Genomic DNA, 13,434 nt, shown 5'->3' on the forward strand with positions numbered 1-13,434 from the left:
TCTCATAGGAGACGCGCCTTTATCTGATAATCAGAATAAAGAAAAGAGAAATGGTGATCTAACGCATGATTCTACTTCAAGATAAAACTGAAACCTTGGAATCTTTCGTAATGGCCCCATTTATAAGTTAGTACCTGATTTGCCGAACTTAGCGACCTTTATGTTCCCTATTTTCTAAGTACAAGCAAGTTAAGGAGAGTGAATGAGCTTATTTCTTCGTACTACAGCATTGATGCTTTTGGTACTTAGCCGTGCACCGGCATTTGCCGCACTTCCAATTACCCCTGCGCCTAATGGCGAACAAAATCGTTCAACCAGCCAAAACGAAGTTTGTTCGAAACTTTTTAAACACAGCCTTAGCGGTTTATATGGCATTCAGTCAATCGACACCACACCAACTCAGCCATATTCTGACTTCGACATCCTTTACAGCAAAGCTCACCAAGCACAATTTGAACTTGAAACTATCTGTAAGAGTACCGCACTTCTTAATGACGCTCAGCCATACTTCGCAGGCGTGAAATCCAAACAACGAGCAGAAGAAAAGATAGCTTTAGAGTTAGATGGGAAAGTTGAACGTATTACTGACCTAGCACGTGCAACGATTGTAGCTGAAGACGTCGCGAGCTTAGTCTCCATTTATGAAACGTTAGAGCGTGAAACAACGATTGTGAAAGTAAAAAATCGATTCAAAAAACCTGGCCCTTCAGGATATAGAGACTTGAACTTGCTCGTTCGTTTACCAAAAACAAACCTAGTAGCCGAAGTTCAACTGCACTTGAAAGCAATCGCAGATGTAAAAAGCGGTCCCGAACACGACCTATACGAAAAAATCCAGAAACTAGAACGTCAAGCGATGTTGGAAAAACGTGAGCTAAGCGAAATAGAGCTTGCCTCTATTCGCAACATGCGTACACAGTCTAAGAACTTGTACCAACAAGCATGGCAACCATACTTAACAACGCATCTAGAAGCGGCGTAACCGATATCATTAAGCGTCTCTCATAAACAGAAAAACCACCGCATGGCGGTGGTTTTCATTTGTATGCACACGAATTTTACGCAAAAAAAGACCACGCCTTAGCGTGATCCATTTATTCGGCTTACTGTACTTTCTTCAGGTTTTCTACACGAGCTTTTAACTTCTGACCCGGGCGAAAAGTCACTACACGTCGAGCAGTAATTGGAATATCTTCACCAGTTTTCGGGTTACGACCAGGTCGTTCATTCTTGTCACGAAGATCAAAGTTACCAAAACCTGACAGTTTTACCTGTTCGCCACTTTCCAGTGCCTTACGAATCTCTTCAAAGAACACTTCCACCGTTTCCTTGGCGTCCCGCTTACTAAATCCTAATTTATCAAACAGGTTTTCTGCCAGTTCGGCTTTTGTGAGCGCCATAAAACTTTCCTCAAAGCTATGTTAAACAATGCTACGTTAGTGTAGCGCCAGAGCAGTTTTACCCTACCAATTCAACAACATATCGGGGTTACATCAGGAAGTGTATGACAAGCTTATGATTTTCGCCAACTTTTTTCTTGGCGAACAAAAGGAATAGCACTACGTAAATTATTGTTAAACGCCAGGAATTTGATATTTTTGTTTTTGTTTCATCTTTATCAGGAAAAACATCCAGATTATAAAACTAAAAGTAGTTTAAATATCAACATTAAACACTATTTAATAAAAATATCAGATATTGGTTATTTAACAGACACTTGACATAGAACTTGTCGTAAATTCAGTGATTTGTATGTAACTCGATACGTAACAATTAGATTAAAAGGTATGACCACCTGTACTTTGCAACTGTGCTTAGAAAGCTTGATTAAACCCACGCTTCTCGCTGTTTAACGATGACGCCATATATAAAGATTGATAATGTGGAAGTTCGTGTATTTCCTCATTAGCTTCTTACACTGCTTCTAGGCGACCATGATTAATCAAATCATAAATATTCTTTTCCCTGTTTTTGCTCTTGTCGGAGTTGGCTATTTGGTCGGTCGTTACATCAAGCCTGACTTTCGCCCAATAAACCGCATTAATATTGAGGTATTTACGCCAGCACTGGTATTTTCGTCACTCGTTAGCATGCCGCTCGATTCAAATCAGGGGCCGCTTCTTTTGGCGGCAATTGTCGCGGTTTTAATTCCCGCACTACTCATGATCCCGGTATGTCGATGGACGTCACTCTCGTTTAAAACCTGGGCGCCACCACATATGTTTCGCAATAGCGGAAATCTAGCTATTCCTTTGTTTACCTATACGTTTGGAGAAATTGCGCTGTCGTCAGCAGTGCTTTTATTTGTCGTGTCAGCATGCTTGCATATCAGCTTAGGCGTAATGCTGCTTAGTCATGGCAACCCTTTTAAGCAAATAGTCAAGATGCCAATCTTTTTAGCAGCGTCGCTGGCTCTGTTTCTCAACGTGTCAAATGTGGGTGCATGGGCGCCTTTATACGAAGCCACGGCTCTACTTGGGCAAGCGGCCGTACCCGTGATGCTTTTATCTCTGGGGGCACAAATGTGTCATTTAAGGTTGGACGGTTTAAAGATTGGTGTGTTGTGTACCGTGCAGTCACTGGCAACTGGTGCTGTCGCTTTTGCACTTATTTATTGGTTAATTCCCCTTCCAACGATGCAATTGCAAATGATGGTGCTCTTCACAATGCTGCCGCCAGCCGTCATGAATTACCTATTTGCGGAAAGGCTGAATATAGAACCCATGAAAGTGGCGTCAATGGTACTATTTGGCAACTTTTTCAGCATTCTTACGCTACCTCTTCTGCTTAGCTATACCCTCTCACTCGCTGCCTAACCGCCAACAAGCTATCGTTAGCGTGTATTAGCTGAAAAACAATACGTTCCTAATCTCGGGTAAGGGCCATCCCTAGTTTGGTCTAGTATTTTAAAGTAATGAGGGATGGTGCGAGCAGTAAGGAACTTGAACAACGATAAGGTAATCCTAAAAATAAAAAACCCTGCCAAACTGGCAGGGTTTTCATTTCTTAAGAAGATACGTTACGCGAGATTAGTCACGCAGAGACGCACCAAACTTCTCAGAAACGTGAGCAACGATAGCGTCAACCGCACCAGCGATATCTGCATCTTCAAGCGTACGCTCAAGTGACTGTAGAGTCAGAGCGATTGCTAGGCTCTTCTTACCATCTTCAACGCCTTTACCTACGTAAACGTCGAACAGTTTCGCATCTTTAAGGAACTCGCCACCTTGCTCTAGACAAGCGTTAACAATGTCACCAGATGCAACAGCTTCATCCACTACTACCGCGATATCACGACGGTTTGAAGGGAATTTAGAAAGTGCTACCGCTTCTGGGATCACTTTGCTGTTGATTGCAGACCATTCGATTTCGAATACGATAGTACGACCGTTTAGACCGAACTTACGCTCAAGCTCAGGGTGAACTGTACCGATCACGCCCACTTCTTTGCCGTCTACGATGATTGCCGCAGATTGACCTGGGTGAAGTGCTGGGTTAGCTTTTTTGCTTTCAGGTGACAGTGCAGCGAAAGAGTACGCTTTTTCGTTCGCAGATAGCTCTAGAATCGCTTCTAGATCGCCCTTAAGGTCGAAGAAATCAACAGTGTTGGTTTCGATATCCCAGTGCTCTTCACCACGAGTACCAGCAATAACACCTGCAAGCATAGGCTCTTGACGCATGCCGTTTTCTGCAGATTCACATGGGATGAAACGTAGGCCATATTCGAATAGACGAACGCGTGGCTGTTGACGCTTCTGGTTGTGAACAACCGTGTTCAACAGACCTTGGATAAGACCAAGACGCATTGCTGACATGTCTGCAGAAATTGGGTTTGGAAGTACGAGAGGCTCAACACCAGGTACAACTAGCTTTTGCTGCTCAGGCTCAACGAAGCTGTATGTGATTGCTTCGTGATAACCACGGTCAACAAGAAGATCACGAACGCGTTTCAGTGGAAGATCCGCTTCAACGTGGTTGTGCATCTTAAGTGCTGCTGCTGGGTTTTGGTTAGGAATGTTGTCGTAACCGTAGATACGGCCAACTTCTTCAATCAGGTCTTGCTCGATAGCGATATCGAAACGCCATGTTGGCGCTACTGCCACCCAACCTTCTTCAGAAGCTTCAACAGTCAAACCTAGGCGCTCTAGGATTTCTACTACGTCAGCATCAGCGATGTGGTGACCTAGTAGGTTGTCTAGTTTAGTACGACGTAGAGCAACTTTGTTTGGCTTAGGTAGGTCTGCTTCAGACTCTACTGCAACAACAGGTGCTACTTCACCACCACAGATCTCAACTAGAAGCTGAGTTGCACGCTCCATTGCGCTTACTTGTAGTGCGTAATCCACACCACGCTCGAAACGCATTGAAGAATCAGTGTGCAGACCGTAGCTACGAGCGCGACCACGGATGTGGTCAGGTGCAAAGAATGCACACTCTAGTAAAACGTCTTTAGTCTCAGTTGTTACACCTGACTCTTCACCACCAAAGATACCTGCGATTGCAAGTGCTTTGTTGTGGTCCGCTACTACTAGTGTATCTGCGTTTAGTTCTGCTTCGCTGCCGTCAAGAAGTGTTAGCTTCTCACCTTGCTCAGCCATACGAACTACGATGCCACCTTCGATCTTCGCTAGATCGAATGCGTGCATTGGTTGGCCTTGCTCTAGAAGAACGTAGTTAGTGATATCTACCACAGGGTCGATAGAGCGAATACCACAACGACGCAGTTTCTCTTGCATCCATAGTGGCGTTTCAGCTTGAACGTTTACGTTCTTAACTACACGACCTAGGTAACGTGGACACGCAGCTGGCGCTTTCACTTCGATAGACACTTTATCGTCGATTGAAGGGGCAACTGCTTCTACTAATGGCTCTGTCACGTCAGCACGGTTTAGTACGCCAACTTCACGAGCTAGACCACGAATGCTGAAACAGTCAGCGCGGTTTGCTGTTAGGTCTACGTCTACTGTTACGTCGTCTAGACCTAGGAATTCACGGAAATCAGTACCGATTACTGCGTCTTCTGCTAGTTCCATGATGCCGTCTGACTCAACGTCGATACCTAGTTCAGTGAACGAACAAAGCATGCCGTGAGATGGCTGGCCACGTAGTTTCGCTTTTTTGATTTTGAAATCACCTGGAAGAACAGCACCAACTGTTGCGACTGCTACTTTCAGACCTTGGCGACAGTTAGGTGCGCCACAAACAATGTCTAGAAGCTCTTCTTCACCCACGTCAACTTTAGTTACGCGCAGTTTGTCTGCATCTGGGTGTTGGCCACATTCAACAACGTGACCGACTTTAACGCCAGTAAAAGAACCAGCAACAGGAAGAACGTCGTCTACCTCTAGGCCGGCCATTGTAATTTGGTGAGTTAGCTCGTCAGTAGTAACCGCAGGGTTTACCCACTCACGAAGCCATGATTCGCTGAATTTCATGTTGATGAACCCTCTGGATTACTTGAACTGTTTTAGGAAACGAAGATCGTTCTCGAAGAACGCACGTAGGTCGTTCACGCCGTAACGAAGCATTGTTAGACGCTCAACACCCATACCGAATGCGAAACCAGAGTATTTTTCAGGATCGATACCTACGCTACGTAGCACGTTCGGGTGAACCATACCGCAGCCTAGTACTTCTAACCATTTACCGTTTTTGCCTTTCACGTCTACTTCAGCTGAAGGCTCAGTGAATGGGAAGTAAGATGGACGGAAACGTACTTCTACTTCTTCTTCGAAGAAGTTACATAGGAAATCGTGCAGGATGCCTTTCAGCTGAGCAAAGTTTACGTTCTCATCAACCAGCATGCCTTCCACTTGGTGGAACATTGGCGTGTGCGTTTGGTCGTAGTCGTTACGGTATACACGGCCTGGTGCGATGAAACGGAATGGTGGTTTACCATTTTCCATCGTACGGATCTGTACGCCTGACGTATGAGTACGAAGCATCAAGTCTGGGTTGAAGAAGAAAGTATCGTGGTCAGTACGCGCTGGGTGATCAGCTGAGATGTTTAGCGCATCGAAGTTGTGGAATGCATCTTCGATCTCTGGGCCAGCCTCGGTGTTAAAACCAAGTTCGCCAAAGAACTTCTCAATACGCTCTACAGTACGAGTTACTGGGTGTAAACCACCGTTTTCAATACGACGACCTGGTAGTGTTACGTCGATTGTTTCTGCTGCTAGTTTCGCTTCAAGCTCAGCACGTTGTAGTGCATCTTTACGAGCTGCGATAGCTTGCTGAACTACGCCTTTCGCTTTGTTGATCTCTTGACCAGCTTCACGGCGTTCTTCTGGTGGTAGTTTGCCTAGGCTTTGAAGTTGAGCAGTTAGCTCACCTTTTTTACCCAGATACTGAACACGCACTTCATCAAGTGCGACTAGCGATTCGGCAGCTTCAATTGCAGTGCTCGCGCTAGCAATGATCTCTTCTAGATGTTGCATCGTTTCCTCATCTACCTGTAGGTAGTGTCCATAAGGGAGTGATTGGTTTTTTGATAGCTGTACATAGTAGCCAAACCGGGCACCAATGCCAAATTGAATTACGAAAAGAAGAGGTTATTGAATAAAAAGAGCACAAAAACGTCAAAAATGTCATCTTTAGTTAATCTGCCGTTTAGTTGTGCCCTTTTGTTTTAGAAATAGTATTGAATAGATAGCTCGATAAAATCGTCATCTCTAGCGAAGTAGAGCAAATCATTTGGTGTTTCATTTTTAAACAACCAAGCATCAATTTGCCACTTAACGTGATTCGATATTCGGCTCGATGCTTCTAACTTAGCATTGTAAACATCATCGTTATCTAAATCCTTCGTAATTCCCGTCAATACTTCCGTTCCGTCCTCATCATTGAGCGCCCAACGAATACCTGCAAACACATCATTTTGACCGATAGTTTGTGCGTTGTTCCCACGACTGTCATAGAGGTACTCACCAATAACTCCCACATCCCAAACCGTGTCAAATGCACCGACGAAGGTATACTCAAAACCCGTCACAAGACCGACATGATTATCAGCGCTATCTCGATAAACACTTTCTAGTTTCCATAACCAATCGCCAACAATTCCTTGCACATCCAGACCGACATGACTCATCAGAGCGTAGTAAGGCTTTAATTCTCCGTACTCTAAACGAAAGTAAGGATCCCGGTTTGTTCCATATAAATAGCTTAGGCCTACGTCCCAATCGCCAAGCATTTTCGAATATCGAAAAGCCACATCTACGTGCTTCTCTTCTCTGCTTGATTCATAGATAGCATCATCAGAGACAACGGGTTCGGTTCGCAAGCGGCCATCTGTACCCGCAAACGTTCGTTCCCTAAAGTAAGGTAACAACATTGCGTGGACGGTGCCCCAGTCTTTGAAAGAGGTAAAATGTAACATCGGCTGACCGAGTTTATCTTCACCATCGACGGCTTCAATGGCATCTGTTTGGTTTACTACATCAACTAAATGGGCTGATTCAGTCACTCCCCAAAAGACCTTACTAATCCCAACTCGAAGCTCATAATCATCCCAATAAGTCAGATAAAGTGCCTCTCGTATGTCACCATGACTTCGCTCATCGTCTAGACCATCCAGACGATAGAAAGGTGTGAAAGTAAAGTTTGCATCACCATTTTGCATCTCCCAGTAAAATTCTGGCTGCAAAACCAATGACGTTTGCGCTTTGCTCTGACCCTGAGAGCCCGTTTTAAAAAACTGACGATGCTCAATATTGACTTGTCCTGCAAGCTCGACGGCAGTCAGAGGCATCGAGTAAAAAAAGGCTGCTGCACTAAGCAACAACCCAGCATTTAATCGCTTCATTTTTCCTCCACTACCTCACTCGCTTCAACACATTCTTATGAAAGTCATTGTCTTGTAATCCAGTGTTAAAACGCATTTCGCTAGTCGTTAGCTCAGTACTTTTTCCTGTTTGATGGTTTGTCATCGCCATAGTATGCGCTCGCCAATATTGGTTGAGATATTGCTTGTAATCGGAAAAAGAAAGCGTTTTTAACAAAGAGCCTTTGCGGTCGTAAAACTCAACTTTAAGTGGACGATAATGCGCTTTATCTAACCATACCGTTTGCTTGGTATAACCTGAGTTCTTATCGGTCGGAATTTGCTCTACGACGAAAACATCTTGCCCGTTTATGCTGTCATCTTTTAGGTAGTTGAAACGGTATTTTTCAATCTCAAAGGAACTGAGATCCTCATACGCGAATTCACTGCCCATAAAAGGACCTGATTTGTTACGCGAGGAAATACGTTTCACACGTTTCAGTGCAGGAAGGTAAAGCCATTGGTCATCGGCACCCACCGTATGAGAATGGTTAAGAAACGCCGTGCCTTTTACATCTCTCGGTTCATCAAATATCGTGAGCCCTTTGTCACCATCGCCATCAACTTCGAGTGATTGTAAGCGCATTAAACGTGTGCTGCTTTCTCCTTGCGCGTTTCGCAGAATCATTTGCATCGTAGCAACAGAATCCCCCCACCCTTCATCACGGGCTTTGCGCTCTTGGGCAATTTCTAGTCCTTTGGCTTCATCCGCCAACACCGCATGACTCATAATAAGCGAGACAGAAAGTACTGATACTTTTAAGGCATTTTTTACTAAATTCATGTTCGATCCTTTAATTCGTTATGACTGAGTAACAGTCTTGGTTTGAGAGTCAGTTGATTTAAGCTTATTTCGGCGCTCCACCTCGTCGTAAACGCCTTTGTCAAACAACATCAGTAGAGTCGGTAGGAAGATGAAATCCACAACAAGGGCAATAAAGATGACAATGGCACTCAGCTGTCCCATATCGGCATTTAAACGGAAGCTCGACATCGCCAGAACAGAGAAACCAGCAACAAGCACGACCGTCGTAATCCAGAGTGCGCGCCCCACGGTACGAAAGGCGTAGCGAACCGCTTGCTCCGCACTGTGGCCATCTTTACGAGCGTGTTGATATTTAGAAAGAAAGTGAACGGCGTCATCGACAACAACACCAAGCGTTAATGTCACAACGACAGACAATCCCAAGTTAATCTCGCCAGAAACCAGCGCCCAAATACCAAAACCAATAAGCGCAGGAGCAATATTCGGGACAAGACTAATTAAGCCAAGCTTGAACGAACGCAAGGCAAAGATCAGTAATGCAGAGATTAAGACAAGAGTAATGGGCAAGGTTGACAGCATGCTGGCCATATTCGTTTCACCAATATGCGCAAACATCAGTGAAGGACTAGACGCAACAACATCATATTGAGGCGCGTTTTCGTTAAACCATTGGTAAATGCGATTTTCCAAATCAACAAGCTCGACGCTGCCCAAGTTCTCCACGGTGAGAACCATCTTGATCGACGACTTATCTACATTGATTTGGTTGTTCAAATCTAAACCATACGGTAGTGACATTTCATAAAGCAGCAGATATTGAGCCGCTAATTCTCTGTCTTGAGGGAGCGAGTAATAAGCCTGATCATCTCCATGCATGTTCTTGTTTAGGCGCTTATAAACATCGCTCAAGGTCGCAACATGGTCCGTTTCTGACTGCAACCTTAGCCAGTCAGTAAATTTACCCACGGAATTGAGAAAATTAGGATCGGCAATGCCCTGCGATTCGTTGGTTTTTATCGCGATACTGATGTTCGCCATGCCACTGATTCGCTCTTCCATAAAATCAGCCGCTCGGCGAAATTCATTGCTATGGCCAAAGTACTCGACGGATTCATCATTGACTTTGTTCAGCGGAATCAAGCTCGCACTCGCGACAATAACAAGCACCGACAACGGCAATAACGCATGTCGCTTTGACACCACGAAATCTCCTAAATGATCCATAAAGTGCTTTCTTTCATCAGAAGTATCCGACTTCACCGTAACCGGAAGGATATTAAGCAAGGAGGGAAGTAACGTGATGGAAAGGAAACAAGCAACCATGACGCCAAGGGCTGATAGGTTGCCGAAATCTCTCAGGATTGGAGAATCCGACATATTCATCATTAAAAAGCCGATCGCGGTGGTAATGGAGGTAATCAAGATAGGCATGAAATTGAGCGCAATACTTCGCTCAATAGAGTGGGCTTTACTAAAGCCGTTTTGCATAGACTGACGCATTGTCGCGATGATGTGTACACAGTCTGCGACGGCAAGCGTCATCACCAAGGTAGGCACATTAACGGTCGCCGTGCTTAAGAACATACCAGCCCATCCTGACAAGCCCATTGTAACCATAACCGAGCCGATAATAACGATGAGTGTCGCGATGACGCTAAGCAATGAGCGCAACATGATGGTCAGAAACACCAATATCACTAGTAACATAGTAGGCACTAATGTTGCGCTATCATCTTGGGCTGCGGTCATAAACGCGTAGTTCATTGCAATAATACCAGCCTTATGGAATTCCGTGTCTGGGTACACTTGCTGATAACGCTCAATCATTCCGTTTATGTAAGCAACCACCTCTTGTACTTCAGCAGTTTTATCTATTTCAGGGAGTTGGACCGTAATGTTTACGACCGTGACATCTCCTTTTTCAGAAATCAGTGAACTTTTCAAAACCGGCTCACTCAACGCAATACTTTTGACTTTCTCTACTCGTTGAGGTGTCAATTCATATTCGCTATACAGTAAATCTTCGACAAGAAGATCATCTTCAAACGCTTCGGTATGCTGGTAGTTGGCGAGGGAATCAACGCGGGTCGAGTATGGAACTTGCCACGCCTCGTCAGTGATCTGCTGAATAAGAGATAATGTGCTAGGAGTAAAAACAGTGCCGCTCTTTGGCGCTATAACCAAAGCAAGACTGTCAGATTTTGCAAAGGTGGTTTGAATTTCATCAAACGCAAGTAACTGCTCATTTGTTCCATCAAAGAAGATGTCGTAATCTCCTCTAAAGTAAAGATTTTTTCCTCCAATGGTTGCTATGACAATCAATAAAACGGTAGCAAGCATCACCAATACACTGTAATTCGTTGGTAGCTTACCCCACCCTGAACGGGCGTATTGTTGAACGTTGTGATGTGGCATCACACTCTCCTTTTGTGACGTTTCGTCAAATTTAAAAACTAAAAAAACAGCAAATGCTGTAAATAACCAGACAAACTCGACATGCAAACTTTAGATCGAATGAATTTGGCTACATAAGTTAGTTTTTAGTAACTTCCTATGCTTCTCGTGATCATTGGCTGAACGCCAACCTTCGAGATTTAATGACGATTCGTCACAATAGTGCGATAAAAAAGCCAACCATAACGTCAGATTGGCCTTTCCAGTTTATTAGCGATTCACTGACTCTAAATAAGCAAGCTCTTCACTAAATAACTCCTGCTCCACTCGACGCCAGGTTTTACGGTAGTCCCATTCTGTAGATAAAGGCGACCAACCTAAACCATCAAGTAACATATTCGCGTTGTGCAGTACTGAGAATGGGTCTTGAATTCGCTGAATACATCGACTGTTCGATGCATTTTGCGCCAAAGCGTTTGAACCGAAGGCAATAGACCAGTTGGCGAATACAATAGCATCTGAACCAATTGCGGGAGAAAACTTAAGATCACCACATTCTACCGCATTGTTCACTAGCGCATCAGCACCATCTATTACTTGTTCTTCCAAGTTATTCAGTTCATTCACACGTTTAGGCGAAGCCTTCTCTAGAACCCAAGGCGTCTTTGCAACAATCGCACAGGTTGATAGTACTGGCTCCATACGAGCGTAAATACGATAACCTACATGCATCGCAATGATTTTTTCTCTGGTATTGCCATTAAATTTGGCGGTACGTTCGAAAAATATTGCTTCGCTTTTCAGCGAATGAATACAAAGCGCAAGAATCACATCTTCTTTGCTGCAAAAATGATTGTAGATCGTCCCTTTAGAATAAGGGCTTGACGCTGTAAGCTTGTCCATCGTTAAGTTGGCAAAGCCTTGCTCTTGAACTAAAGACTTAGCCAATTGAATAAGCTCTATCTCACGATCAGCAATCGCCTGTTGCTTTTTTGTTAGCCCTGAAGACACACGACATCCGTCTTGCTTGCTATATTTTTTACAGCGAAAGTTAAACATAATCCTTTGATCCGTATACCAACACACTCCCAATAATTGTAACACGATTCTTTAATACAGGAACGCAACTAAAGTTGACGAACCGTCATAAATGACACTTCGTCACAATAGATCAAAAAACAAACATTTCAAGTATGAATTTATAATTAGAAGATAAATAGCTACCAATTATGCATACCCAAGTAGCTACAGGATGCTTGGTTCAACGAGAATGGTTTCTTTGTAGAGGAAGCGAGAGAGGCTTTGGGAGGAACAACGAAGGAAATCAGCATGTTAAAAATAACGAAAGTAGATGCTGAACAGGTATTATTCGAAATAAGCCCAAAACACTTTAAGTCTGAATTAAGAGCAAACACCGCTGAATGCCCTACTTACAAAGTATTTGCTGTCTTAGGCTTTTTCTTTTGCAACGCCCTTTCAGAAACTCTCTTCAAAAAAGGCTCAAAATCTATATAGATAGGCTTGGCTTATCACCTGCAGCTGCGATGGCATAACGAATATCATCAATAAATCGCCCCTCTGTCTCAATAATGCCGTCAGAGAATGTGACTGGCTGATGTGGCCCAGCAAGTAGAACAATATTAGTAAAATCAGAGACATTAAAGTTCTCTGCTACAACATTTTTGGAATGAAAATCGATGACGGTCTTTGCGACTTGATCTTCCAGTAACAAAAGCTGTTCTTCGGTAATTTTCATACGCGCCAAAGCAACGCGAACACACTTATCGTGGGTAGTCGTCTGCTCTTTTATGATTTCTGTATATTTGTCGTTGAGCTTGGAGTTCTCTGCATAGCTATAATATAAAGGCCCGTGCAGCGTTATATTTTTATCTTCATCAACGTAAACGAGATCCAACAACTCTAATGCTTTTAAGTAATCAGACATGCTCTGCTCAGACAAGTCATACTTTTTCTTTAAAATAGAATAACCGTCTTTACCTCGAAGCATTCTCAATTCACGATAAAAGTCGTAAAGGTGAGGGAATTGAAAGAATACCTCATCCTGCGTACGACTAAAGTAATCCTCGTCTTCACCTTGCAATTGATTTGCGAGCTTTTGTAGTTCATCTAACGTGCAATCAACCGCTCTACAATATTCCAGCAACTTATCTAAAGCGAGATTCGTGCTTGTAAGATGTCTCTTAAAGGTAGATAGTGGCATACCCATTTTCTCAGATAGCTCTCGATATGTTAGCCCTTTTGTTTTAATCGCTTGGCGTAATGCGGCTAGCAAGTATTCGGGAGTCAGATCTCTCATCTACAATTCCTTTTGGCAATGTTACAGCTGTATAGTATTTGTAACAATTTAGAACCGCTTGGCAAGGTATAAGTTCATATTTTTATAAGAAAAACATGAATTAATATACTGAAAGTAGAATTCACACAACAAATG

General features: G+C 43.6%; 11 protein-coding genes. 3 read left to right on the forward strand and 8 right to left on the reverse strand.

Annotated features, from left to right (window positions below):
• The first annotated feature begins 202 nt into the window (after positions 1-202).
• Positions 203-982, forward strand: coding sequence for a phosphoribosylglycinamide formyltransferase (locus IQP38_RS06170; RefSeq protein ID WP_005377897.1), 780 nt, complete (start codon positions 203-205; stop codon positions 980-982).
• Between the two features lie 121 nt (positions 983-1,103).
• Here IQP38_RS06170 and ihfA read toward each other — a convergent pair whose 3' ends face one another.
• Positions 1,104-1,400, reverse strand: a complete 297-nt coding sequence (gene ihfA, locus IQP38_RS06175) for an integration host factor subunit alpha (RefSeq protein ID WP_005377899.1) — start codon at positions 1,398-1,400, stop codon at positions 1,104-1,106.
• A gap of 534 nt (positions 1,401-1,934) precedes the next feature.
• On the opposite strand from ihfA, the gene IQP38_RS06180 reads away from it, so the two are divergent.
• Complete coding sequence (locus IQP38_RS06180; RefSeq protein WP_005377901.1) at positions 1,935-2,816, forward strand: AEC family transporter; 882 nt, start codon at positions 1,935-1,937, stop codon at positions 2,814-2,816.
• A 213-nt stretch (positions 2,817-3,029) separates the two neighbouring features.
• Here the strand turns inward: IQP38_RS06180 and pheT are convergent, their stop codons facing one another.
• From pheT to IQP38_RS06210, 6 genes are all read right to left on the reverse strand, one after another.
• Entirely contained in the window at positions 3,030-5,435 is a 2,406-nt protein-coding gene (pheT, locus tag IQP38_RS06185; RefSeq protein ID WP_065274407.1) for a phenylalanine--tRNA ligase subunit beta, read from the reverse strand.
• 18 nt (positions 5,436-5,453) lie between these two features.
• The gene (gene pheS, locus IQP38_RS06190; protein ID WP_193837431.1) at positions 5,454-6,437 is read right to left on the reverse strand and encodes a phenylalanine--tRNA ligase subunit alpha; all 984 of its coding nucleotides are present in this window, start codon (positions 6,435-6,437) and stop codon (positions 5,454-5,456) included.
• Positions 6,438-6,628: 191 nt separating this feature from the next.
• Positions 6,629-7,804, reverse strand: coding sequence for a hypothetical protein (locus IQP38_RS06195; RefSeq protein ID WP_054574059.1), 1,176 nt, complete (start codon positions 7,802-7,804; stop codon positions 6,629-6,631).
• A gap of 10 nt (positions 7,805-7,814) precedes the next feature.
• A complete protein-coding gene (locus IQP38_RS06200) occupies positions 7,815-8,606 on the reverse strand; it encodes an outer membrane lipoprotein-sorting protein (protein WP_025766823.1) in 792 nt (263 codons plus the stop codon).
• Positions 8,607-8,624: 18 nt separating this feature from the next.
• On the reverse strand, positions 8,625-11,003 hold the full coding sequence (locus tag IQP38_RS06205) for an efflux RND transporter permease subunit (protein WP_054574058.1): 2,379 nt from the start codon (positions 11,001-11,003) through the stop codon (positions 8,625-8,627).
• Positions 11,004-11,252: 249 nt separating this feature from the next.
• Positions 11,253-12,041 carry a TetR/AcrR family transcriptional regulator gene (locus IQP38_RS06210; RefSeq protein WP_005377913.1) on the reverse strand — a complete coding sequence of 263 codons (789 nt, stop codon included), beginning with the start codon at positions 12,039-12,041 and terminating at the stop codon, positions 11,253-11,255.
• A 270-nt stretch (positions 12,042-12,311) separates the two neighbouring features.
• Between IQP38_RS06210 and IQP38_RS06215 the strand changes: the two genes are divergently transcribed.
• On the forward strand, positions 12,312-12,497 hold the full coding sequence (locus IQP38_RS06215) for a hypothetical protein (protein ID WP_005377915.1): 186 nt from the start codon (positions 12,312-12,314) through the stop codon (positions 12,495-12,497).
• Here the strand turns inward: IQP38_RS06215 and IQP38_RS06220 are convergent.
• The gene (locus IQP38_RS06220; RefSeq protein WP_005385480.1) at positions 12,490-13,299 is read right to left on the reverse strand and encodes a helix-turn-helix domain-containing protein; all 810 of its coding nucleotides are present in this window, start codon (positions 13,297-13,299) and stop codon (positions 12,490-12,492) included. The genes IQP38_RS06215 and IQP38_RS06220 overlap by 8 nt on opposite strands.
• Positions 13,300-13,434: the final 135 nt, after the last annotated feature.

Origin of the sequence: Vibrio sp. OPT41, from assembly GCF_015163595.1 — a bacterium.
In the GTDB taxonomy this organism is placed as follows: Bacteria; Pseudomonadota; Gammaproteobacteria; order Enterobacterales; family Vibrionaceae; genus Vibrio; species Vibrio alginolyticus.